Genomic DNA, 26,144 nt, shown 5'->3' with positions numbered 1-26,144 from the left:
GGATCTTCTTCACCTGGTTGTTCTGGATCTTTTGGATCTTCTTCACCTGGCTTTTCTGGATCTTTTGGATCCTCTTCACCCGGTTTGCTTGGACCTTTTGAATCTTCGTCACCTGGGTTTTCTGGATCTTTCGGATCTTCTTCGCCTGGTTTGCTTGGATCTTTCGGATCTTCTTCGCCTGGTTTTTCTGGATCTTTTGGATCTTCTGGATTTACTGGTGGGATTTCACAGACGTTCTTAGTTCCGATTTCTATAATCTTATCTTGTTTTTCTGTGATTGTTTTAGTATCCCTAGATACTTCCTTGCTGTTTTCTATCTTAACAGTAGTTTCAGTTTTTCCTACTATTCCTTCTTGGATAACGTTAGTCTTACCAGCTTCAAGGTTAGGATTTTCTTGAATGATAATATCATATGCTTTTTCACTTTCGTAAGTGAACTCGCCATCCGTCTTAGAACCATATTCTACGACCTTATTCTTAGGTTCAACTCTTTCTTCTTTGACTTCAAGCTTGCCAGTTTCCTTATTGAAGGTTGTTGTGTATTTCACAGATCCCTTAGAACCTTCTTCGATGACTCTTGTTTCGCCTTCTTTAAGCTCTGGGTTGTGTCTGTATTCAGTATCGTGACCAAGTTCTGTTTCTTTCACAACTGGCTTGATACCAATCCTTACTACCCTATCTTCTTTATCTTCAATTTTTTCAGTTGATTCAGTAGTTTCAAGCTTACCATCAACAAGTTTTGTAGTGATAGTTACTTTTTCCTTGCCTGGTTTACCTTCTTTTTCTATTTCTTGAAATCCAGCTTCTAGAGTTTCATCATAGATTACCTTTGTTTCAAAAGGAATTTCTCTTTCAACTTCTTTAGTAGTTTCACCTTCAGGTTTTTTTCTACCAATTTTAATAATCTTATTAACAGGTTCTGTAGTTGTCTTGAACTCGCCTTCTTTGATTTCAACAACCTTACCATCTTTTATAACGATAGTATTAGTTCTTTCTTGTTCACCTGGCTTACCTTCTTGAACAACTTTTTCTTCGCCTGGCTCTAAGGAATCATCATATTCTATAATTGTTTCGAAAGGAAGTTCTTTCTTTTCTTTGAAATCGTGAGTACCATCAGGAGTTCCCTTGCCTACTTGGATAAGAGCATCTTCTGCTTCTACTCTTTCTACGTGAGGTTCGCCAACAACTTTAGAATCTTTGATAGTCCATGTTGTAGTTATTGTTCCAACCTTGCCTGGTTTTACAATCTTGTATTCACCTGGTTTAAGTTCGTCTGATTCTTCTACTTTATATCCAAATGGAATTTCTTCTGTGTGTTTTACTTGGCCGTCAGTAGAGCCTTCACCAACAAGAATTACAGCATTCTTAGGCTCTCTAGTAGTCTTAAATTCAGATTCTTCTGTTACTTTTGAGTTGACAATTGTAAGAGTTCTTTCTTTAAGTCCAGATTCACCTGTTTGAGGAACACCATCAACTATAGCATATCTCCACTCTCCTTTTGGAATTGAAGAATCTGTTCTAACTTCTGTTTCAAACGGAATTACATGAGTTTCCTTGTATTGACCATCAGTCTTAGATCCAACTTCTATAACTCTAGTTACAGGTTCTTTAGTTGTTTCGTATTCACCAACAACTAATTCACCTTTTTCACCATTAGTGTACTTTTGAGTTACTTTTCTTTCTTTAGAACCAACTTCACCTGGTGTAATTTCTTTGATTTCATTTGGTGCAAGGTTTGGATTGATAGTAACCTTGGTATCAAATGGAATCACTTCCTTATCAATATATTCAAACTCACCTGTGTAGTCTGCACTACCAACTTCGATGATTTCTGGCTTAGGTTCTTTTGTTCTAACTGGGCCAGTCGTATTGGTTACCTTAGAGTTTTCAATCGTTAGAGTATATTTTTCTTCACCAACTTCACCTTTTTGGATGACATTACGTTCACCCTTCTTAAGATTAGGATTTACTCTAATTTCCACTTCATAAGGAATCTTATTGGTGTATTCATGCGTTCCATTAGACTTAGCTGCTCCAACTTTTACGATTCTTTTAACTGGAGCTTTGGTTTGTACAGGTTGACTTTCTTCTGATTTCGTAACTTGACCATTTACTATTGTATGAGTAACAGTGATTGTTTCTTCACCTAGAGATCCTTCTTGTTCAACTTTTGTTGTGCCTGGCTCTAGTGAATCGTCAACTATATATTCTGTTTCAAATTGAATAGCTTGTGTTTTCTTGGTTTCATGAGTACCTGTGAAGTCTTGGCTACCCACTTCGATAATTTCGTTAACTGGTGCTTTAGTTTCTCTTGGTTCTGAAGTGTTGGTTACTTTTGAGTTTTCAATCGTAATGGTATATTCTTCTTCACCTTCAACACCTTTTTGAACTACCTTGTATTCACCTTTTGGAAGCTCTGGGTTTACTCTTACTTCTACTTCAAATGGTTTCTTGCTAGTGTAGGTGTGAGTTCCGTCAGTTTTTCCAGGACCAATTTCTACAATTCTCTTAATTGGAGCTATAGATTGTTTTGTTTCGCCTTCTTTTGATTCGGTTACTTCACCATTCACGATGGTATGAGTAACTTGTGTTTCTTTTTGACCAAGTTGTCCTTCTTGTTTTACATTTACTTCGCCTGGCTTTAATCCATTGTTAACAACATACTCTGTTTCAAATGGAACAGCTTCAGTTTTTGTTGTTGTGAAAGTACCTGTGAAGTCTTTGCTACCAACTTTGATTACTGCATCAACTGGCTGAGTTTCTACAACAGATGGCTCGCCAACAACTTTAGAATTTTCAATCGTCCATGTCGTGATTCTTTCTCCAACTCTACCTGGAGTTTCCACTACATATTTTCCAGCTTCTAAGTTCGGATCATATTCGATGGTGTATTTGAATGGTAGTTCTTCTTTGTGTTCTACCTTACCATTGGTATTTCTACCAACTTTTATCACTCTATTAACAGGAGCTATATTTTGTTCAAATTCACCTTCTTTGGTTGCTGTAACTTTACCGTCTTCGATGGTTAAAGTGTTTGTTCTGGTTTTTTCTCCTAGTGAACCTTCAGTTACTACTTCTGTTTCACCTGGTGCTAAGCTGTCGTCAAATTCGATGATGGTTTCAAATGGTACTGGAACTTTTTCTACTACTTCATGAGTGCCGCTGTTTGTTCCTTTACCTACATAGATTAGAGCATCTTCTGGCTCTACTATTTCTACCTTAGGTTCACCATCTACTTTAGAATTTTTGATGGTCCATGTTGTTGTTTTTGTTCCAACTTTACCTGGTTTTACAATTTCGTATTCGCCCTTTTTAAGGGTATCTACTTCTTCAACCTTGTAGCCGAATGGTATTTCTTCTACGTGTTTTACTTCCCCTTCAGTATTTCTACCTACTTTAATGATTTTTTTTGTAGGCGCTTTGGTTTCAGTAAATTCACCTTCTTCGGTTTTTATCACCTTACCATTTTCGATAGTTAGAGTAGTCGTTCTAGTTTTTTCGCCTGGCACACCCTCTTGACTTACTTTCTGTTCACCTGGTGATAAAGTGTCGTCAAACTCTATTTCAACTTCAAATGGCACTTCGACTTTTTCTTCGATTGTGTGGGTTCCATTGGATTTTGCACCTATTCTTATTTTTCTGTTAATAGGATCTTTAGTTTGTGTGGTTTCTCCACGTACTTCTTCTCCAGCTTCCCCATTCTTGATTTCTCTAGTAACCTTAGTTTCTTGTTCACCAAGGACTCCAGCTTGATCTTCCACAATTTTGTTTGGTTCGAGAGTTGGATCAATTGTGACTTCAGTTTCAAATGGGACTGGGTCCTTGTCGACGTATTCAAGGGTGCCTGTAAAGTCTTCTTCACCTACTAGGATAACGGCATTCTTAGGTTCTTTAACTGTCTTGTAATCAGACTCTTCAGTAACCATAGAGTTTTCAATTATTAAAACTCTTTCTTTTAGTCCATTTTCACCAGTTTGTTGGACTCCATCCACTTCAGCGTATTTCCACTCACCTTTTTTAAGCGTTGGATCTTTTTTGACTTCCGTTTTAAATGGAATGATTTCTGTTTCCTTGTATTGGCCTTTAGTATTGGAACCAACTCTTATCTTTCTTTTAACAGGTTCCTTAGTAACTGTTGCTTCTCCACGTTTTTCTTCTCCAGCCACTCCATTTTTGATTTCTCTGGTTACTGGCGTTTGTTTTTCCCCAAGTTCACCCTTTTGATCTTCTACGATTACATTTGGTGCAAGGCTTGGATCGACAATTACTTCAGTTTCAAATGGAATTGGGTCCTTGTCGACGTATTCAAGGGTGCCTTCAAAGTCTTTGCTACCGACTTCAATGATAGCAGCAACTGGTTCTGTTCTCTCAACCTTTGTATCTACTACTTTAGAGTTTTCTATTGTCCAGGTCGTTTTAATTTCACCAGCTTGACCTGTTTGTTCGACACCATCGACTGTCTTGTACCGCCATTCGCCTTTTGCCAGTTCTTTGTTTTCTTCAACTTTTACTTCAAATGGGATTTTTTCAGTGTGTTCTATTTTATTATTAGTACCAGATGCTAAGAATTGAGCGTTTGCTACTTCAGTCCCAACATCTTGCCCATTTTCTACGTAGTGAGCTGTGACTGGCACGGAGATGATAGTCCCGTCTAGCTTATCTCCATCTTTTATATTAGGGATATTTGCTGTTACCACACCTGTTTTTTCATCAATTGACACTGTCCAAGTATTACCCTTGTTATCTGTGTACTCTGTTTTATCTATTGAATAACTTACTGGCGTTCTAGTATCGATACCGCCATCTTGTTTTACGATAGGAGTAGAAGTTAAAGTATCGCCAGCCTTACCATTTTTGGCATCATATCTTGGTGGTAGATTATCTTTTTGTTTTATAATGAATGCTGCCCTTGCCTGCTCAGTGAATGTTATTTCTGGATTTCCTTCTTCTTCATAATGGGCTGTGACAGGGACAACTAGCTTTTCACCACCGATAAAATCTTTTGCAACCTTCGGCGTTGCAGTAACCATTCCTGTTTCAGGATCGATTGAAGCAGTCCATTCGTTTCCGTGGTCATCAGTATATAGGCTTTTCTCTATTGAATATTTAACTGGTTTCCTCTTATCTTGGTCGTTTGCTTCAATAGAAAGATGAGGCAGAGATGTTGCTGATTCTGTCGGATATAAGACTTGTGAATAGTACTGTGGTATATTGTTGCCAGATTCTTTTACGACAAATACCATCTTATGAGTGTCTACAGAACCATTTGTATATGTGTATTTGACAGAAAATGACACAAAGTCCCCAGCTTTTGCACTTTTAGGTGCAGTAATGATAATTTCAGTTAAGGCTCCATCAGTACCTTTTACCTGCCATTGGTCATCCGGATCTTTACCTGCGTTTATTTTTTCTATTAGGCTAAGGTCAAGAGCAGCATGAGCATGGCCTTTATTTACTGCTTCTGTAATATCTTTTATTGAATCCTGATTGTTGTTGTTTACCTTATAAGGGACACCTGGTTTAACATATGATGCAGATTCAGATTCTGTGAGATCTCCATCTTGGTCAACATAGTCTTGGTCATGGTGTTTGGTATCGTCAAGGTTTAGAGTGAATTCTCCTACTTTATTGTAGTGGTCGTAACGAGCTATACCTTGCTTGTCGATAACTACATCTTGGCCCTTGTGTTTGATGGTAGCTGTACCTGCGCCGGTTTCTGTGTAGGTTCCTTCATTTGATTCAGCAATAGTTTTAAATTCTTCAGCTGTTCTTGGGCGGGCAAAGAATTTTACCTTAAGGTTTTGAAGGCCCTTATAGTTTTTATCCTTGTAGAAGATAGATTCTTTGTTGACAGTTCCGTCGGCATTTACAGCCCCTTCAGGCATTTTGATAACAACTTTGCCTTGGGGGTCGATGTAAGCTGTGGCACCCTGAACCACTTGGCCTGTTTCTGGATGGTAGACTTGGCCGACTAGTCTTTCTCTAGCGTTGGCATCAAGGTTTGATACAGTTACGCCGGTTGTGAAAGTCTGACCGTTGACATATACTTTTTCATCATGGCTACCACTTAAAGTTATCAGTGAAAGCTGGTCATTTTCATTTGGCCATGGGTTGACAGTGAAGCTGAATGCAGCATTATCACCTTGAGTAGCTTTTAATCCATTAGCATTGTCTTTTAAATAATGGCCTTCCCAAGCCATGGTTGTATTGTTATTATCAATGCTATTAATATGCTTTAAATCTTCTTCACTTGCAACAGCGTTCAGATTTTTTTGTTGTCTAGCACCATCTATTATTATTTCTGTGCTAGCTTTATAATTAGGGGTTTTAAAGTCATCTCCAAGAGCACCATCTTCTGGTGACTTTGCAGGAATATTTCCAGTAGCAAGCACTCCTCCAAGGAGACCAGAATTTGTAAATGCAAAATCGGTATAGGTCCTTTGACCTTTTTCCTTATCTATTTCAATTTCAAAGCCCCATTTTTTCTTATCAGGACTGGTTGCAGATGGTTCTTGGGTACTGTAGCGGAAGCCATCTTTATAGTCCATACTAGCCTCATTAGGATTAGAAAAGGCTGGGCCATTCCCTCTCTCCAATTGGGTTTCTTTGTAGGTACCTACATTCTTCTCATCTTTTGCATAGTTTGGATCAGTTTCTGTTGCAGTTACGGCAAATGTTTGTGTTTCAGGAGCAATATCTAATTCTGTACTTTCTTTGTTAGTATCGTTTTCTTCAATAGCTGGTTTTTCATTGAGTTCTGATGCTGCTTCAACATCATCAGCTGAATCGGCTTGTTGAGCTTCTGCAGGTTTTTATTCTGGAATTTCAAGACCTGAATTTTGATCTGAATTATCACTCTCCGAAGCAGATGCAGTTGGCGCTTGCCCGGCTAGAAACGCAGCAATCGCCACGCTCGCTAGGCCTAAGGTTGTTTTACGTAATGTATATCTGTATTGTTTGTCCATTTATCCTACCTTCTTACTTATATTTATTTAGTTACATTATTATTAATGTTAACATACCTTCCACCCAGTATAAACTATTTTGTATGTTTGAATCCTATTTTTTTATGTAATTCACACTTTTTTCAATGATTTCGTTTTCAATTGTGATTAGTTCATTATATTTTGATTGCTTCGATCGTATTTGTCGTGTTATGAAGCTTCCACTTAACTAATTTTTACGGGCTACTTTTTTCAATTCTTCCGTAACCTATCGTACAGGTCTAGCATGATGGGCAGGTATGGGGTTGCAGTGGGTTTGTGATACTGCCCTCGACGGTGTTTCGGAAGTGTCTCGCTAAGAATTTTGTAGACCCACTTTCGATTGAAGGCATCTTCAGATAAATCGAATAGGATATCTGGTCTAAGTATCTCACACGATGTTAGCGTGGAGCACTCATGGATTAGGTATTTCAGCGCTTCTATTTTTGGGGTCTGGCTCTTACAATGCTCGCACCTTAAGTTATGCTTGCTGACATGTATTCTGTAACTACCACAGTGCAGACAGTAGATTCCACGCTTCAACTTGGTTAGGTCAAGTGGTAAGTCTGTGTGATAATCGTGCCAGTCGGCGATTCTGTAATTGGCTAAGATTTGTGCTAGTTTGTTAGGATTGATAATCCATTTTGAGTTGGCACGTTGCCCAATTTGTTGGAAATGCTGACGCAACTGGTGTCGCGTGAGTACGGCGATTCCCGATGAACCATCCGTCTCAAAGGTTCCATATGGGTGGATGAGTACGAGATGCGGGCGAACTGTGATTGGGATTTGTTCCTTGATTAAGATATTGTTGAACGAATCCGTCGCTCGCATCAGTTGGATCATTGGGTTGTGTTGCAGATGGTGCTCGTTATAATAGAGCCGGTTGTTTTGAATGGAACAGTGCGCGTCGTAATTCTTGATTTCGTATAAATGAATCTCCGTCGGTGTGATTAGTAAACCATCGATTTGTACGTAACCCGGCATTTCAAAGACAAAGTCTTGCATGTAGAGTGAGTTTGATGGCAGGAACTGCTGCACAATCTGCGCGAAGTCCTGTTCACCTCTGTATCCCCTCACTAAGTTGTCCAGCTTGCTGACCTCGTCACCACGAAACATGCGATAGAGTAAATAGTTTAACTCAGACATAATTTTCCCTCCTTCTCATAATAAATACACCAAATCTCCTAAAATCTTTGTACGATTTTGATTTTTTGATGATTTTTTGAAAAGGAATACGTTGATTGAGACTGTGACTTGGTTCGCAAAGAGAGCTCCAACCGACGCTTTCTGTTTATGAGATGCCATAAACTGAATAACAGCACAAGTTTCTGTTTATGAGTTCCCATAAACTGAAAACACGCCGAAGTTTCTGTTTATGAGTTCCCATAAACTGAAAAGCAACACAGGTTTCTGTTTATGAGTCGCCATAAACTGAAAAACCGCCGAAGTTTCTGTTTATGAGATGCAGCAAACTGAAAAGCAGCACAGGTTTCAGTTTATGAGCTACCATAAACTGAAAACCCGCTCAATCCGCGTCGAAATCCCGTCGAAACTAAGCCGGAACCCACCGAAACTGCATCGCCAAACCAACTTAAACCGCGCCACATCCCACATACCACACCCTATACACCACACAAAAAAGCACGCCACTCGGCGTGCCTTTTGAATCAGTATCTAATTAGAATAAACCAGTGATGTTACCGTTTGAGTCGATGTCGATATTTTCTGCAGATGGACGCTTAGGTAAACCAGGCATTGTCATGATAGATCCAGTTAGGACTACGATGAATTTCGCACCGGCAGATAAGCGAACTTCTGAGATTGAGATATCGAAGTCAGTTGGTGCACCCATTGATTTAGGGTTGTCTGTGAATGAGTATTGTGTCTTCGCCATACAGATTGGTAGGTTCGATAGACCTAACTCGTTGATTTCACGGATTGCACGTTTCGCTTTCGCGCTGAATTTCGCACCATTACCACGGTAAACTTTTTGAACAATTGCATTAACTTTGTCTTCGATAGAATCTTCAAGGTCGTATGCAAATTGAAGTTTTGAAGGTTTTTCAGCAGCTTCAACAACATATTCTGCTAATTGGATTGCACCGTCGCCACCTTTAGCCCAAACTTCAGATAACGCACACTTAACGCCAAGTTTTTCACATAATTCGATTAATAGATCAGTCTCAGCTTGTGTGTCAGTTGGGAATTGGTTAACGGCAACAACTGGGTTTAAGTTGTAAACATTCTTAATGTTGTCGATGTGACGTTCTAAGTTCTCGAAACCATTGCGTAATGCTTCTAAGTTCTCAGGCTCTAAGTCGTCTTTAGCAACACCACCGTGCATTTTCAGCGCACGAACCGTTGCAACGATAACCACTGCGTTTGGCTCGATATCAGCGTAACGACACTTGATGTCTAAGAATTTCTCAGCACCTAAGTCTGCACCGAATCCAGCTTCAGTAATCGCATAGTCCCCATATTCTAGGGCTAATTTTGTTGCGATAATTGAGTTACATCCGTGAGCGATGTTCGCGAATGGTCCACCGTGAACGAATGCTGGTGTTCCTTCTAATGTTTGAACTAAGTTTGGTTTGATAGCATCTTTCAGTAAAGCAGCCATTGCACCGTTTGCTTTTAAGTCACGTGCTGTAATTGCTTTACCGTCATAGCTGTAACCAATAATAATGTTACCTAAACGTTCTTTTAAGTCTTCGATGTTAACAGATAGACATAGGATTGCCATAATTTCTGAAGCAACCGTAATATCGAAACCGTCTTCACGTGGCGTACCGTTAACTTTACCGTGAAGTCCGTTAACAATGTGACGTAATTGACGGTCGTTCATGTCCATTACACGCTTGTAGTTAATGCGACGAACGTCGATGCCTAATTCATTACCATGGTGAATATGGTTATCAAGCATTGCGGCTAATAAGTTATGTGCCGAAGTAATCGCATGGAAGTCACCTGTAAAGTGTAAGTTAATATCTTCCATTGGGATAACTTGAGCGTATCCACCCCCAGCAGCTCCACCTTTAACCCCGAAAACTGGGCCTAAAGAAGGTTCGCGAAGTGCGATAACAGATTTCTTGCCAATCTTACGTAAACCGTCTGCTAGACCGATAGACGTTGTTGTCTTACCTTCTCCAGCAGGTGTTGGTGAGATTGCTGTTACTAAGATTAATTTACCTTCATTCTCTTTCTTGAAGTTCATGTCGGTTTCGATCTTAGCCTTGTAGTTACCATAAGGAATTAACTTATCCTCAGGAATGTTAATTCGAGCCGCTACATCCTTAATCGGCTCTAATTCGGCAGCATTTGCAATTTCAATATCACTTAATACCATTTCATACCTCCTAAGTATTCGCAAATTATGTATTCATCATAACATAAAAGTAAGCGAAATCAAAACGAAAAGTAAGCGAGAAAAAATTCAAAAAACTCAGGGGTTGAGCGATACAATTGCCGCTTTCCTGAGTTCTCTAACAAATCATTTTTTGCAGGTTAAACTTAGTCATTTTCCATCGAGAGCACCGCCATAAAGGCTTCTTGTGGAATTTCCACGCTTCCGACGGCTTTCATTCGCTTCTTACCTTCTTTTTGTTTCTCAAGTAATTTCTTACGACGTGAAACGTCCCCACCGTAGAGTTTCGCCGTAACGTCTTTACGGTAGGCTTTAATCGTGGTTCGGGCAATGATCTTATGACCGATTGCTGCTTGAACTGGTACTTCGAACATTTGTCGTGGGATAATTTCTTTCAACTTGCTTGCCAAGTCGCGTCCGCGATTATAAGCAAAGTCGCGGTGAACAATTGTACTGAAGGCGTCGATGACTTCGCCGTTCAATAAGATATCCAACTTCACTAAGTTCGATGGTTTATAGCCAATCACTTCGTAGTCAAGCGACGCGTAGCCTTTGGTGTTCGACTTCAGCGCATCGAAGAAGTCAAAGATAATCTCTGCCATCGGTAGTTCGTAGATAACATTCACCCGATTTTGATCTAAATAATCCATCGTGACAAAGTCACCACGCTTACGTTCGCATAATTCCATCACCGCGCCAACATAATCGTTTGGTACCATAATGGTCGCTTTGACGTACGGTTCAAAGATTTGGTCAACTTCCGAACTGTCCGGTAGAGTCGATGGGTTATCAATCACGATCTCACTACCGTCTGTCTTAGTCACTTGGTAAATTACCGACGGTGCGGTCATAATCAAGTCGAGATTGAATTCACGTTCTAGACGTTCTTGAATAACGTCCATATGTAACAAGCCTAAAAATCCAGTCCGGAAACCAAAGCCTAAAGCTTGCGAAGTCTCGGGTTCGAATTGGAGACTGGCATCATTCAGTTGCAGACGTTCGAGCGCTTCCCGCAAGTCGTTATAATCACTCGAATCAACTGGATAAAGCCCGGCAAAGACCATTGGGTTCAACTTGCGGTATCCTGGTAGGGGTTCTGCCGTCGGATTATTCGCTGAGGTCACTGTATCCCCCACTCGGGTATCTTGAATCGTCTTAATGCTCGCCGTTAAGTAACCAACGTCTCCTGCCATCAAGAAGTCACGCTTGACTGCATGGGGTGAGAAAACTCCAACTTCTGCGACTTCGAATACCTTCCCATTACTCATTAATTTGATCTTATCGCCGGCTTTAACCGTCCCATCCATTACCCGGATGTTCAAGACGACGCCGCGGAAACTATCATAGGCCGAATCAAAGATTAAGGCTTTAAGTGGCGCTTCAATGTCACCTGAGGGTGCTGGGACTTTTTGCACAATTTGTTCTAAGATTTCTTCAATCCCAATCCCTGACTTCGCACTCGCATGGACCGCTTCCGATGCATCGAGTCCGATGACATCTTCAATCTCATGTTGCACGCGTTCTGGATCAGCCGCTGGCAAGTCAATTTTATTAATTACCGGTAGAATCTCTAAGTCGTTATCCAACGCTAAATAAACGTTGGCCAAAGTCTGCGCTTCAATCCCTTGGGCCGCATCAACCACTAAGATGGCGCCTTCACAGGCTGCTAATGAACGCGATACTTCATATGTGAAGTCGACGTGTCCTGGCGTATCAATTAAATGGAACGTATATTCCTCGCCGTCTTCTGCCGTATATTTGACCTCTACCGCATTCAGTTTGATGGTAATCCCACGCTCGCGCTCTAAGTCCATCGAATCAAGCAATTGGTCTTGCATATCACGAGCCGCTACGGTGTTTGTCTTTTGTAAGATGCGGTCAGCTAGGGTCGACTTCCCGTGGTCAATATGGGCAATAATCGAGAAATTCCGAATATTTTGTTGTCGTTTATGTAATTGTTCTAAGTTCATCTAACTCACTTCCTTCGTTCGAATCTTACGACGTCGATGTCGATACCCTTCTATTCTATCAAAAAACTCGCCTGAAATATAGTTATTTTAACATTCAAAAAAACGAATGAATCGTACCAGAAGGCTCGACTCATTCGTTCATTCAATTAGTCATCGCTAAACATATCTTTGACTTTCTTAAAGAAGTTTCCATCGTCCGATTTCAAATCTTGCTTAGAAACTTTCGCAATTTGCTCATAGAGTTCTTTCTCTTGACCAGAAAGTTTCGTTGGTGTCACCACTTTAACAATCACATGTTGGTCGCCTGTACGGTGACCGTTGAGTGACGGTACCCCTTTGCCTCTGAGTCGGAACTCGGTATGGGTTTGCGTACCTGCTGGAATCTTCAACTTCACATTACCGTGGACGGTCGGTACAACCACTTCATCACCGAGTGCGGCTTGCGCAAAGGTAATCGGTAACTCAAAGTAAATTTCTGTGCCATTTCGCTCGAACTGTTCGCTCGGTTTGACTTGGAAAATAATATACAAATCGCCATATGGACCACCATTTTCGCCGGCTTCCCCCTGTCCACTGAGTCGAATTTGTTGTCCGTCATCGACACCTGCTGGCACCGTAACTTTAACGGAGTGCTGTTGTGATTCGATACCTGAACCGTGGCACGTTTCACATTTTTCTTTAATTTCCTTTCCAGTACCTCCACAGACATTACATGTTTGTTGGGTCATAATGCGACCGAATGGGGTATTTTGTTCAACTTGAATAACACCGGAACCGTGACAGCGACTACAAGTCGTAGGTTCGCTACCCGCTTTCGCACCGGAACCGTGACACGTATGGCACGCTTCATCGCGGTGATACTGAATCGTTTCTTCCTTACCAAAGATCGCTTCTTCAAAAGTTAAGGTCATCCGATATTGCAGATCGTTACCTCGACGGGGTGCATTCGGACGCGCTCGACGTTGTGAAGATCCAGCTCCACCGAAGAATTGTTCAAAAATATCATCGAAGCCACCGAAACCACCTGCGCCCGCTGAACCAAAGCCACCGAAACCACCACCAAAGCCACCACCGAAGTTCGGATCATTGGCTGCGTGACCGTATTGGTCATAAGCGGCCCGTTTCTGACTATCAGAGAGCACTTCATAGGCTTCTGTTACTTCCTTGAACTTCGCTTCTGCACCGGATTCTTTATTAATATCGGGGTGATATTTTTTCGATAATTTACGGTATGCTTTCTTAATCTCGGCGTCCGACGCATCACGTGAGACACCTAAGACGTCATAATAATCTCGTTTATTCGCCATATTCCACCTCCTACGCTACTAACCGACAAAAACCAAGGGGAGTTTGTCGCCACCTTGGTTTTTGGATTGTTGATTCGAATTAGTCTTCGTCAACTTCTTCAAAGTCCGCATCTACCACACCGTCATCTTGAGATGAGGTGCCTTCCCCTTCGCTAGCAGCTTGGGCTTGGGCGGCTTGCTCATAAAGTTTTACCGCTAAGTTTTGGACAATTTCATTCAATGCATCGCGTTTTGTTTTGATGGCTTCAAGATCATTTTGTTCGATGGCAGCTTGTAATTCATCGCGTGCTGCTTCCGCTTGTTTGATCTCATCTTCAGACACTTTGTCTTTCAACTCATCGATTGTTTTATTCGTTGTGAAGATTAATTGGTCTGCTTCGTTACGTAAGTCAGCTTCTTCACGACGTTTTTTGTCAGAGTCGGCATTCGCTTCTGCATCTTTAATCATACGTTCGATTTCTTCGTCAGATAGACCTGAAGAAGATTTAATCGTAATGGTTTGTTCTTTTTGTGTACCTAAATCTTTCGCACTAACGTTAACAATCCCGTTCTTATCGATATCGAAAGTTACTTCGATTTGTGGGATACCACGTGGTGCAGGTGGAATATCCGTTAATTGGAAACGTCCAAGTGTCTTGTTGTCTGCCGCCATTTCACGCTCACCTTGTAAGACGTGAACGTCTACTGCAGGTTGGTTATCTGCTGCGGTAGAGAAGATTTGAGACTTGCTTGTTGGGATGGTTGTGTTGCGATCGATTAATTTAGTAAATACGCCACCCATAGTCTCAATTCCGAGTGAAAGTGGAGTAACGTCAAGTAAGACGATATCTTTCACATCTCCAGAGATAACACCACCTTGAATCGCAGCACCCATCGCTACAACTTCGTCTGGGTTCACTGATTTATTAGGTTCTTTACCTGTTTCTTTACGGACCGCTTCAACGACCGCTGGAATACGTGTTGATCCCCCAACTAAGATAACTTCATCGATTTCAGATGCGCTGATCCCTGCATCGCTAATCGCTTGGCGAACTGGGTTTTTCGTACGTTCAACAAGGTCATCAACAAGTTCTTCGAATTTCGCACGAGTTAAGTTCATTTCTAAGTGAAGTGGCCCTGCTTCAGAAGCGGTGATAAATGGTAAGCTAATTTGAGTTTGAGAAACACCTGATAAGTCTTTTTTCGCTTTTTCTGCTGCGTCTTTCAAACGTTGTGCTGCCATTTTATCTTGGCTTAAGTCGATACCATGTTCTTTCTTAAATTCTTGGACTAAGTAGTCAATAATTTTTTGGTCAAAGTCGTCCCCACCTAAGTGGTTATCCCCTGCCGTAGATAATACGTCAAAGACACCGTCACCTAACTCAAGAATCGATACGTCAAAAGTACCGCCCCCTAAGTCGAAGACTAAGATTTTTTCGTCTTTGTCGTCTTTATCTAAACCATATGCTAATGCTGCAGCAGTTGGTTCGTTAACGATTCGCTCAACTTCAAGTCCAGCAATACGTCCAGCGTCTTTCGTTGCTTGACGTTGTGCGTCGTTAAAGTAAGCAGGGACAGTAATAACGGCTTTGTCTACTTTCTCACCTAAGTAATCTTCTGCAAAACCTTTCATATATTGTAAGATCATCGCAGAAATTTCTTGTGGAGTATAGTCTTTACCACCCATTGAAACTTTGTAACCTGATTCTCCCATATGACGTTTGATGGAGCCAATCGTATCAGGATTGGTTACTGCTTGACGTTTCGCAACTTCACCTACTTGGATTTCGCCATTTTTAGATGCTACCACTGAAGGGGTTGTACGATTTCCTTCTGGGTTTGGAATAATTTTTGCTTCGCCGCCTTCTAAGACAGAGACAGCAGAGTTTGTTGTACCTAAGTCAATACCTATAATTTTAGCCATAATGATTATCTCCTTTTTCTATAATTTATTCGTTTGTAAATGCGTTATCGAATTATTGTTGTTGCGCGACAATGACCATCGCAGGTCGAATGACGCGGTTATCAATTTTGTAGCCTTTTTGAACGACATGAACGACCGTATTATCTTCGACACCTTCTTCGGCTGGCATAACTGAGACAGCTTGCTCAAAGTTCGGGTCGAACGGTTCGTTCAGCGGGTTCACTACTTCAATATTTTCTTCATTAAATCCTTGGATCAATTGTTGATAGACCATTTCAACGCCTTTCTTTAAGGCTAAGCCATCTTCGGATTCAATCTCACTATCGAGTGCTCGCTCCAAGTTATCGAGCGCATCGACCAGTTTGGATGCGAGATTCGCTGAGCGGTACTTAGCCGCTTCTTGTCGGTCACGGGTGTGAGTCCGTCGCATATTCGCAATCTCAGCTTGCAGACGTAAGACTTGGTCTTCTAATTGTTCAGTCTGTTCTTTTAACGTTTCTAATTCATCGAATTCTGGGTCTTGTTCCACCGCTTCAGTTTCAGCAACCGCTTCAGCTTCAACTTCCTCAGACTCTACATCTGACGTCGTTACTTCTTCAGCTTCGTTCATTGATTGCTCTTCTTCAAGTGATTGATTTTTATTTTCTTTTGACAAGTGACATCCTCCTTTTACTTAATATGCTTTTAATAGGTTGATTACTTGGTTGACTAATGGAATCACTCGCTCGTAGGCCATGGTGGAAGGTCCAAATAGACCGATTGCCACTTGTTCACCTTGCGATTCATAAGCTTGACGGATAAAGGTCATCGGCACTTCATGTTCTAAAAAATCTTGACTGAACAATACTTCCATCTCTGGAGAGGCTTGTTCCATCAAGTTGAACAGTTGGTTAGACCCATCGACCAGCTCAAGTAACTCCTTGAAATCGTCAATTCCGGTGTTAACATCTAATAGATTAAAAATATTATGTTTACCACTCACATAATATTGATGAGATTTCGCATGATTCAAAGCTTTGGAAATCAAATTCGTAAAGTCGATTTGATAACCGACAATGCGTTGGATCATCAACGGAATCGAAAGTCGAACACGTTGATATGCTTCATCTAACTTCAGTCCAGCTAATTCTTGATTCATCAGTTGGTTGATTTGTTCAATATTTTCTTCGCTCAAACTAAAGTTTAACGTCACCACATCATTTTCAATCCGTCCTTGGTCGGTTACGAGCGTCGCAATATAACTATTGTAGTCGAGCGGTACCAACTTAAAGTCTTGGAAAGAATGGATATGTTGCGCTTGATCGAAGACCGTCACAGTATAGTGGGTCATCGAAGCTAAGAGATCCGCTGCCAACAAAGCGCGTTGGAAGATTGAATAATTATTGGATTGGGTCAAAGCTTTAATACTTTGCAAATCCGCTTCACTTAGCTTTAAATCGAGCTCTGGGTGATGATGAATTAAGACATCAGCATACTGTCGGTAGGCATCCAATGATGGGACCCGTCCGCTTGAAGTATGCATCTTCTTCAACAGCCCTTTACCTTCGAGCACCACCATATCATTACGAATGGTTGCCGGACTTACTTCTAACTTGCTTTCACGCAAGAGCGTCCGTGAGCCAACAGGCTCAGCCGATCGGTTGTAGAGCCGCACAATCGCGTATAAGACTTCCTTCTGTCTCGATGTTAACATGTATGTCACCTCTTTATTAGCACTGTACTACTCGGAGTGCTAACTATCATTATAATACATGGTATGTCAGAATAAGTCAAGCCTTTTTAATCAAAAAAGACAAAAAATTAGCACTCTTTTGATAAGAGTGCTAAATGTGCTTTTTTATAGAATTTCTTCATCGAGTACTTGAACTTTATCATCATGGAAGAAGCTAAATCCTTCCCCTGCCACTTGTTGAACTTCGGTAACCGTCACAAAGGCTTTCGGATCAATCTCATGAATCACCCGTTGTGCCCGTGAAAGTTGAATTTGGTTCACGACTACGTACATAATGTGCTTTTCAGCTTTAGAGTAGTAGCCGTACCCATTAATAATGGTAATACCACGGTTAATCTTATGGGCCAAGGCTTCCCCAATCGCTTCGTGTTGATCTGAGATAATCATAATGGATCGTTTTGGATTACGTCCGTTCATAATAAAGTTAATAACACGGGACGTAATAAAGGTTGAAACAAGAGATAATAAGGCTTTCTCTAATCCAATCACCATCGATAATGACGTAATAATAACCGCATCGATTGAGAAGAGCGCGGCTGAGACTGGTACGCCGAAAAACTTATTAATGACGAGACCAATGATATCCGTTCCCGCAGTCGTTCCACCGGCAGCTAAGACCGTTCCAACGCCGGTTCCAATTAAAATCCCGGACATAATTGGCGGTAAAATAGTATTTTGTGGGACAAAGACTGGTAATTTCACAAATTGAATAAAGAAGGACATCATCACAATAGCGTATAGTGTATAGTAGATCGTTTGCTTTTCGAGTAATTTCCAACCAATAAATAAAATTACAATATTAATCACTAAATTACTTAATGCCGGGTTAAAGCCAAAGACATAAAGTAATAACATATTAACCCCAGTGATACCGCCTTCCCCCATCTCATTTGGGATGATAGCAGAGTTTACGGCAATCGAGAAAATAAATGTGCCGATTGTAATTAAGGCGATGGTTTTGATGATATTTTTCATAGGCGGACCTCCATTAAAAAGTATTTTGTTGTTTGGCAAAATATTGACGTGTCGCCTCAACATCTTGCCGTAATTGATCGATGAGTCCTTCAACATTGTCGAATTTAATCTCACCACGTAAGTAATGATGCCATTCTACTTTGACCGACTGACCGTAGATATCCTCCGAAAAGTCTAATAAGTGCACTTCGATATGCACTTGCGTGCGGTCGGTAAAGGTGACATTGTAGCCAATTGAGGCAGCACCGAGATACCACTGGCCCCCAACTTGCAGGCGCACTGCGTAAACGCCGATTGCGGGTGTCAGTTGTCCAGGATCCAACGCTAAATTCGCCGTTGGAAATCCGAGTGTGCGACCACGTTTTTGGCCGTGAATGACGGTCCCGGTCGTCGTATAGATATAACCTAAATCCGAATTCGCCCGTTCCATCTCACCCGCCAAAATCGCTTGACGAATGATGGATGAGCTAATCTTCTCATTGAATTGAGTGTATTCAGGCACTTCAATAATTTCAAAGCGTCCTTGACTATGCATTGGTAATGTCGTCATATTGGCCAGCGTTGGAATACCATAAGTATAGTCAAATCCAGCCACGACAACTTGGGCATGAAGCCCTACTAAATACTCATCCACAAATTGTTGCGGTGTTTGCGCGGCAAATTCCGCATTATAGTCCGTGATATAGAGATAATCTACCCCGTATTGCGCCATCAATTCAATTTTTCGCGTAAGTGTCGACAAATAAGGATACGCTCGATTGGCTTCAGGATGATGTAATTGACTGGGATGTTGGTTAAAAGTCATGACTGCTAACGGTAGTTGCAGTGAGCGCGCCTTATCCAAAGCGACTCGAATCACCCGTTGGTGTGCTAAATGCACCCCATCAAAAAAACCGAGAGCGAGCACGATCGACTGATTCGGGATGTGTGCTCGATTGAGCGGATAGGTTAATTGTATAATCTCCATAAGTGCTCCTCTCTCAGCTTAAAACATAATCATCGGTTTGATCCAGTCTGGTTTTTGTGGATGTGGCTGATAAATAGCTAGGACCTTGTCTTGATAGAATAAGGCCGTCGGTTCACTCAGAGGTGTGCCAAAATAATCTCGTGGCAACACTTGCCCGTGTTGAATTTTAACCGCATCCTCCTCATTAAGCATCCGTTGCGGGAAGCGTTGGACTGCCTGTTCTAGCGAAATAATTCGAGTCGCCAATGTGTCAGATGCTTGCAACAGCTCCACTTCTTCGAGTGTCAACGTTTGTTCCGCTTGGCATCCACTGGTCTCAAGTCGAACTAATTGTGACATATGCCCAGGGTAGCCTAGCTGCTTCGCTAAATCAACTGCCAAAGTCCGGACGTAAGTCCCTTTACTACAACAGACTTCAAAGTTAAACTTGCACGTTCCTTCAACCGGATCCCATATCGGTTGCGACAAACGCTGAAATGAACGGATGGTCACTTGACGAACCGGACGCTCCACTGGGATGTTTTGACGGGCATACTCATATAACTTCATCCCGTTGACTTTGACTGCGGAATACATCGGAGGAACTTGGTCAATCTCGCCTACCATCGAAGCCATGGCTTGATCAATCGCTTCAGTCGATAGAGACTCCGTAACCCGAGTTCGCTCGATAATTTGGCCGCTCGCATCTTCTGTATCCGTTGAATAACCGAGTGTCACTTCACCTCGGTAGACTTTATCAGAGTCCATTAAGGTCTCAACGAGTTTAGTTCCTTTACCAAGACAGACCACCAAGACTCCTTCAACATCTGGATCTAATGTCCCGGTATGCCCGATCCGCTTCATCCGTAGAATCTTGCGCAACTTAAACACCACATCGTGGCTCGTTAGTCCTTTTTCTTTCCAAATCGGTAATAATCCGTGGTACACTTAATCCCTCCTTACAGAACGAAAAAGGCTGTGAAGGATGGTGTTTTCACAGCCTTACTCGTTTATTCTTCGTCAGTTTGATGGATTTGATCTAATAATTGGTCAATTCGTTGGCCGTAGTCAATTGATTGATCACGTTCAAAGCGAATACTTGGCACTTTATAAAGTGTTAAGCGCTCGCCCAATTTACTACGAATTAAGCCTTGTACGGAATCGAGACCTGCTTGTGTTTTTTGGCGTTCGCCGGCTTTATCTGACAGCGTACTGTAATAAATAACTGCATCTTGTAAGTCCCCAGTTAAGGTCACATCTGTAATCGTGACGCCTTCTACACGTGGGTCTTTTACGTCTGAACGTAAAATATCGTTTACTTCTCGTAAAACTTCTTGTCTAACACGTCCAACACGATGATTGCTCATGCATATCCTCCTTTATTTCTGTCTGTTTCAAATTATTTCTTAACTTCAACCATATGGTATGCCTCTATAATATCGTCCACTTTAAAGTCGTTATAGTTTTCTAACATAATCCCACATTCATAACCTTGAGCGACTTCTTTCGCATCATCTTGGAATCGTTTCAAGCTTGCTAATTCACCTTCATAAATCACAATGTTGTCACGAATTAAGCGAACTAAGCTCGAACGCGTCACTTTACCATCGGTTACAAAGGATCCAGCAATGGTACCTAATTTCGATACGGTGAAGGTTTCGCGAACAATCGCTTGTCCTTGAATTTCTTCAACATATTCAGGGTCTAGCATCCCCTTCATCGCAGTTTCTACTTCGTCAATTGCACTATAGATAACGCGGTGTAGACGAATATCAATCTCTTCTTCCTCAGCCAATTGACGTGCTTGTGGGGTCGGACGAACGTTGAATCCAATAATTACTGCTCCTGACGCTGACGCAAGTGTCACATCCGATTCATTAATACCACCAACGGCTTTATGAACAACATTGACTTTGACACCTTCAACTTCAATCTTTTGCAAGCTGGATGCTAAAGCTTCAACCGAACCTTGAACGTCCGCTTTAATGATCACATTAACAGACTTTAATTCGCCTTCTTGTAAGGTATCGAATAAGTTATCTAAGGTAACTTTATGGGTTAATTGACGTTGTTTTTCTTGAGCTTGTTGCTTACGTAATTCACCTGCTGCACGAGCTGATTTCTCATCTTCAAAGACGGCGAATAAGTCACCTGCTTGGGGTGCATCGTTCAACCCGGTAATTTCAACCGGTGTCGCTGGACCCGCTTTTTGGATTCGACGACCGTGGTCGTTGACCATTGTCCGCACACGTCCATAAGTGTTCCCTACTACAATTGGATCGCCGACTTTCATCGTTCCGTTTTGAACAAGTAAGGTGGCTGTTGATCCTTGGGCTTGGTCAAGACGCGCTTCAATAACCGTACCAATAGCTCGTTTATTTGGATTCGCCTTAAGTTCTTGGACTTCAGCGACTAACTGAACCATCTCAAGTAAATCATCAACATGCAGGTTCTCACGCGCTGAAATTTCTACGAAAATATTGTCGCCGCCCCAATCTTCAGGAATAATACCGTGTTCAGCTAATTCTTGTTTAACGCGATCTGGGTTGGCAGTTGGTTTATCCATCTTATTAACGGCAATTAAGATCGGTACATCGGCAGCTTTCGCATGATTGATTGCTTCAACAGTCTGTGGCATCACGCCATCATCCGCTGCCACAACAATAATAACAATATCCGTTACATCCGCTCCACGGGCACGCATTGTTGTAAACGCCTCGTGTCCAGGGGTATCAAGGAAGGTTACTGGTTTGTTGTTAACCTTTACTTGATACGCACCAATATGTTGTGTAATCCCTCCTGCTTCCCCCGCCGTCACATGAGACTTACGGATTTGGTCAAGTAACGTTGTCTTACCATGGTCAACATGTCCCATAATTGTAACAACCGCTGGACGTTCTTGTAAATCAGCTGGGTTATCTTCTTCCTCGAAGTAAATTTCAAGGTCACTTGTATCGACAACGACTTTTTCTTCTGGTTCAACCCCATAATCAATCGCGATTAACTCGATCACATCTTTAGATAACGCTTGGTTTTGGTTAACCATCACACCGTTCATCATTAATTTCTTAATGATTTCAGTCGCGTCGCGGTGGAAAATCTTCGCGATATCTTGAATATTCATGCCTTCGGTATAAATTAACTTCTCAGGCAATTCTTTATGTTTACGTTCAGTTAGGCCGCTTGTCGTAGGTTTTTGTTGTTTATTGCGATTACGTCGGTTGCGACGGTTACGACGATTACCACCTGATCGTTCTTCAGTAGTATCTTCTTGCTGATTACGCGAACGTTTATTGTTTTTTTGATTCTTTGGTTTTGAATCGTTCGCTGATTCATTGCGCTCATCTCGATGATCGCGACGATGTTTTTTGTCCTCGCGTTTGTGAGAGGAGCCTTGCGCGTCATTTTTCTTCGATGATTTCGACTGGTGCGCTTTTTGATTTGAAGTTTTCTTCGATTTTGCTTGTGTCGGTGTCGTTTCTTTTTTAGCTTTTGGTTTTTCAGCAGGAGCAGCTTGTTTTGCACCACTGAAAGCTTGTTTAATGCTCTTTTCTTGTTCAGGTGTAATGGCTGACATATGGCTACCAAAGTCAATATTTAACTTTTTCGCTTCAGCCAAGACTTCTTTACTGGTTCGATTTATTTCTTTCGCAAATTCATATACTCTCTTGGACATATATACCTCCTGTTAACTATGCGTCATATGAATCCTCGCTTTCTTGTTCATATGATAGAAACTTCTTCGCCATCCCTTGATTCATCACTGCGACGACACTTCGTGCTTTGCCGACTGCATGACTAATTTGATAGCGTTCATACGTTAAATTAAGTGGGATATTGTAGCGTTGGCATAATTCTTGATAACGTTGAATGGTTGCTTCACTCGCATCCGAAGCGAGAATGACAACGCGTGCCTGATTATTTTTTACGCCCGCTTCAACTTGTTCATCTCCATGAATTAGTTGCCCGGCACGTAACGCCAATCCCAACATATTTAATTGTTTATTCTGGCTCATTATAATATCTCTTGTCTCGCTTTTTGATGTTCGACATAAGCAATTAGCTCGTCATAAAAAGCTTCATCAATATCAATCCCAAATTCCGCATTAAAAATTCGCTTTTCTTTCGCTTTGTAGGCCAATTCTGGGATCAAGGCGATATAAGCACCGCGCCCATTCAAGCGACCGGTTGGGTCGATGGCCACTTCATTTTGTTTATTCTTCACTATGCGGACTAATTCTTTCTTTGGGTACATCTCATGCGAGACGACACAGCGTCTCATTGGAATTTTGCGCGGTTTTGTTTGTTTCGCCATTTAACCTCTCCTTTAATTCCATATTTTAAGCATGGGTTTTGGAATGATTATTCAGTCTGTTCCGTCTGAAATTCATCCAAAAGTTCTTCGTAATCTTGTTCGCCGTCATCTTCCACTTCAGCAATTTCTTGCTCAGCTTGTTCTGGCGTAACATTTTGCTCATCAACATCCCACTCTTCCATTAATTCGTCGGAATAATGGGTTGATTCAACTTGCTCGATTTCCTCAAGTGACGGTTCGATTTCTTCAGCATTTAAGTTCTCTTCCGAATCTTCAATTAGATCAAGCTCTTCGTCATTTGGTTCTAGTTCATCCTCAGTTGCTTGAATATAGTCATCCGGATCGAACTCAGATTCAGATTTAATATCAATCTTATAGCCTGTTAATTTAGCGGCAAGACGCGCATTTTGACCGCGTTTACCAATGGCTAGTGACAGTTGATCATCCGGTACAACCACGATACAGACATTTTCATCCAAAAAGACCACATCAAGCACGTGTGCCGGACTCATCGCATTTTTAATAAAAACCGCTGGATCCTCATCGTACTTCACAATATCCATATTTTCACCGTGCAACTCATCAACAATCAGTTGAACGCGGCTGCCGCGTTGACCGACACAAGTTCCAACCGGGTCAATTTGCTCATCGCGAGAATAGACCGCCACTTTCGAACGATCACCCGCTTCACGAGCCAACGCGCGAATCTCCACAATGCCATCGTAAATTTCTGGCACTTCTTGTTCAAAGAGACGCTTTAAGAAATTCACATGCGCCCGACTGACAATCACTTGTGGACCTTTGGTCGTCTTATCGACCGATACAACATAAACTTTAATCCGATCGTTGAAGTCGAACTCTTCCCCAGGGATTTGTTCGCGAACCGGCATCACCGCTTCTACTTTACCAATATTTACATAGACGAAGCGTGCATCGGTTCGTTCTACCACACCGGTTAAGATTTCATCTTCATAATCAATAAATTCGTTATAAATAATCTCACGCTCGGCTTCACGGAGTTTCTGCATCACAACATGCTTCGCCGTTTGGGTCGCAATTCGACCAAAATCTTGTGGCGTCACTTCAATCTTTATCGTGTCACCAATTTCATACGCTTGATGAATTTGATGGGCTTCTTCTAAACTTATCTCAATCGTTGGGTCATAGTTCGTTTCTACGACTTCTTTAACCGAGAAGACTTTGATATCGCCCGTTTCAATATTAAATAACACTTCCACATTTTGCGCGTTCTCATAATTTTTCTTATAAGCGTGCACTAAAGCTGCTTCAATGGCTTCTTTAATAACTTCACGCGAAATACCTTTTTCAGCTTCAAGCAAATCCATTGCTTGTACTACATCTTTACTCATTAATTCACCTCAATATTAAAACTTAATCGCTAAGCGAATATTCGAGACATCCGATCTCTTTAATTCCAATTCTTTCGTGCGCGTCTTAATGCGCGTCTCGATTCGATACAGTTTATCGGTCACTTCTAACAAGACACCTTCATGAAATTTCTCGCCATACTGCGGAACGTAATAGTCCAGATGGACATATTCTCCAATTGCATTTTGGATATCTTGCTCCGTTTTAAGCGGACGCTCTGCTCCCGGAGACGACACTTCTAGAAAATAAGCTTTTGGAAATGGGTCGGGCTGAATCTGATCTAGCGCCACACTGATTTGTTCACTGATCTCGGCACAATCCGAAATATCAATCCCCCCAGCTTTATCCGCATAAACTCGCAAGTACCAGTTAGGTCCTTCCTTGACATACTCCATATCTACTAAATAACAATCCGCCGCTTCAATAATCGGTTCGACGACCGGCTTCACTTTATCAACAATTGAACTCATTCTTCACCTCATCCTTCTTATTCTAAACATGAAAAAGAGCAAGCGTCACCGCTCACTCCTCCCAACGACTATTTCTTAAAACAATTGTACCACGCCTGATATGAATAATCAACACTAAGGCTTGCCGTGGATTCATCGCGGATTGTAGATCGGGATGCACCGGGGGTTGCAGCTCTGATTGATTTGGTGAGGGGGGATTAGACTAATTGGTGGGCGTGATTGGTTTGGTGAACCCGGGGCCAGACCAATTAGCAAACTACTTTGATTTAGTGAGCCCGGGGCCAGGCTAATTATCGCGCTACTTTGGTTTGGTGGGCTCGCTGCCAGACTAATTATTGGGTAGCTTTGGTTTGGTGAACCCAGTGCCAGACCAATTATCAAGCTACTTTGGTTTGGTGAACCCAGAGCCAGACCAATCATCGAGCTGCTTTGGTTTGGTGAGTTCGTTGCAATACCAATCATTGAGTGGTTTTGGTTTGGTGAGTTTGCCACCAGACCAATTATTGGGTAACTTTGGTTTGATGAACCCAGTGCCAGACCAATTATCAAGCTACTTTGGTTTGGTGAACTCAGAGCCAGACCAATTATTGGGCGGCTTTGGTTTGGTGGACCCAATGCCAGACCAATTATCGCGCTGCTTTGGTTTGGTGAACCCAGAGCCAGACCAATCATCGAGCTGCTTTGGTTTGGTGAGCTCGCTGCCAGACTAATCACCAAGCTACTTTGGTTTGGTGAGCCCGGGGCCAGACTAATTATTGCGCTGCTTTGGTTTGGTGGGTTCGCTGCCAGA

At 41.8% G+C, this 26,144-nt stretch carries 19 protein-coding genes; 1 reads left to right on the top strand and 18 read right to left on the bottom strand.

From position 1 onward, the window contains the following. The 18 genes from HMPREF9707_RS08445 to rimP all read right to left on the bottom strand — a co-directional run. Window positions 1-6,548 (bottom strand): G5 domain-containing protein (locus tag HMPREF9707_RS08445; protein WP_006701204.1); only part of this gene is annotated, 6,548 nt, incomplete at its 3' end. Window positions 6,549-6,812: 264 nt separating this feature from the next. Beyond that, on the bottom strand, window positions 6,813-6,965 hold the full coding sequence (locus HMPREF9707_RS08670; protein WP_006701203.1) for a YSIRK-type signal peptide-containing protein: 153 nt from the start codon (window positions 6,963-6,965) through the stop codon (window positions 6,813-6,815). Window positions 6,966-7,196: 231 nt separating this feature from the next. After that, entirely contained in the window at window positions 7,197-8,060 is an 864-nt protein-coding gene (locus HMPREF9707_RS02800) for a nuclease-related domain-containing protein (protein WP_198003477.1), read from the bottom strand. Between the two features lie 601 nt (window positions 8,061-8,661). After that, complete coding sequence (locus HMPREF9707_RS02795) at window positions 8,662-10,329, bottom strand: formate--tetrahydrofolate ligase (RefSeq protein WP_006701201.1); 1,668 nt, start codon at window positions 10,327-10,329, stop codon at window positions 8,662-8,664. 164 nt (window positions 10,330-10,493) lie between these two features. Then, entirely contained in the window at window positions 10,494-12,317 is a 1,824-nt protein-coding gene (gene lepA / locus HMPREF9707_RS02790; protein WP_006701200.1) for a translation elongation factor 4, read from the bottom strand. Window positions 12,318-12,463: 146 nt separating this feature from the next. Then, entirely contained in the window at window positions 12,464-13,624 is a 1,161-nt protein-coding gene (dnaJ, locus tag HMPREF9707_RS02785; protein ID WP_006701199.1) for a molecular chaperone DnaJ, read from the bottom strand. 79 nt (window positions 13,625-13,703) lie between these two features. Beyond that, complete coding sequence (gene dnaK / locus HMPREF9707_RS02780) at window positions 13,704-15,527, bottom strand: molecular chaperone DnaK (RefSeq protein ID WP_006701198.1); 1,824 nt, start codon at window positions 15,525-15,527, stop codon at window positions 13,704-13,706. Between the two features lie 52 nt (window positions 15,528-15,579). Further along, window positions 15,580-16,182 carry a nucleotide exchange factor GrpE gene (gene grpE / locus HMPREF9707_RS02775; protein ID WP_006701197.1) on the bottom strand — a complete coding sequence of 201 codons (603 nt, stop codon included), beginning with the start codon at window positions 16,180-16,182 and terminating at the stop codon, window positions 15,580-15,582. An 18-nt stretch (window positions 16,183-16,200) separates the two neighbouring features. Further along, window positions 16,201-17,220, bottom strand: a complete 1,020-nt coding sequence (hrcA, locus tag HMPREF9707_RS02770; RefSeq protein WP_006701196.1) for a heat-inducible transcriptional repressor HrcA — start codon at window positions 17,218-17,220, stop codon at window positions 16,201-16,203. A 144-nt stretch (window positions 17,221-17,364) separates the two neighbouring features. Then, entirely contained in the window at window positions 17,365-18,234 is an 870-nt protein-coding gene (locus HMPREF9707_RS02765) for a YitT family protein (protein ID WP_006701195.1), read from the bottom strand. Window positions 18,235-18,247: 13 nt separating this feature from the next. Further along, window positions 18,248-19,201 carry a riboflavin biosynthesis protein RibF gene (gene ribF, locus HMPREF9707_RS02760; protein WP_006701194.1) on the bottom strand — a complete coding sequence of 318 codons (954 nt, stop codon included), beginning with the start codon at window positions 19,199-19,201 and terminating at the stop codon, window positions 18,248-18,250. 18 nt (window positions 19,202-19,219) lie between these two features. Further along, a complete protein-coding gene (truB, locus tag HMPREF9707_RS02755; RefSeq protein WP_006701193.1) occupies window positions 19,220-20,128 on the bottom strand; it encodes a tRNA pseudouridine(55) synthase TruB in 909 nt (302 codons plus the stop codon). Window positions 20,129-20,190: 62 nt separating this feature from the next. Then, a complete protein-coding gene (gene rbfA / locus HMPREF9707_RS02750) occupies window positions 20,191-20,547 on the bottom strand; it encodes a 30S ribosome-binding factor RbfA (protein ID WP_006701192.1) in 357 nt (118 codons plus the stop codon). A gap of 32 nt (window positions 20,548-20,579) precedes the next feature. After that, window positions 20,580-22,856: a translation initiation factor IF-2 gene (gene infB, locus HMPREF9707_RS02745; protein WP_006701191.1), complete on the bottom strand. Its 2,277-nt coding sequence runs from the start codon at window positions 22,854-22,856 to the stop codon at window positions 20,580-20,582. A 16-nt stretch (window positions 22,857-22,872) separates the two neighbouring features. Beyond that, window positions 22,873-23,196 (bottom strand): L7Ae/L30e/S12e/Gadd45 family ribosomal protein, encoded by a 324-nt coding sequence (locus HMPREF9707_RS02740; RefSeq protein ID WP_006701190.1) that lies wholly within the window; start codon window positions 23,194-23,196, stop codon window positions 22,873-22,875. After that, a complete protein-coding gene (gene rnpM, locus HMPREF9707_RS02735) occupies window positions 23,196-23,495 on the bottom strand; it encodes an RNase P modulator RnpM (protein WP_006701189.1) in 300 nt (99 codons plus the stop codon). The genes HMPREF9707_RS02740 and rnpM overlap by 1 nt, the downstream gene beginning before the upstream one ends. A 47-nt stretch (window positions 23,496-23,542) precedes the next feature. Continuing rightward, complete coding sequence (gene nusA, locus HMPREF9707_RS02730; protein WP_006701188.1) at window positions 23,543-24,865, bottom strand: transcription termination factor NusA; 1,323 nt, start codon at window positions 24,863-24,865, stop codon at window positions 23,543-23,545. Window positions 24,866-24,880: 15 nt separating this feature from the next. Further along, entirely contained in the window at window positions 24,881-25,354 is a 474-nt protein-coding gene (gene rimP, locus HMPREF9707_RS02725) for a ribosome maturation factor RimP (protein ID WP_006701187.1), read from the bottom strand. Window positions 25,355-25,716: 362 nt separating this feature from the next. Here rimP and HMPREF9707_RS02720 point away from each other — a divergent pair, with 362 nt between their 5' ends. Continuing rightward, window positions 25,717-26,064 carry a hypothetical protein gene (locus HMPREF9707_RS02720; protein ID WP_040442852.1) on the top strand — a complete coding sequence of 116 codons (348 nt, stop codon included), beginning with the start codon at window positions 25,717-25,719 and terminating at the stop codon, window positions 26,062-26,064. Window positions 26,065-26,144: the final 80 nt, after the last annotated feature.

The sequence above is a fragment of the Falseniella ignava CCUG 37419 genome (assembly GCF_000301055.1).
Classification (GTDB): Bacteria; Bacillota; Bacilli; order Lactobacillales; family Aerococcaceae; genus Falseniella; species Falseniella ignava.
This window is presented reverse-complemented; position numbering and strand designations above follow the sequence as displayed.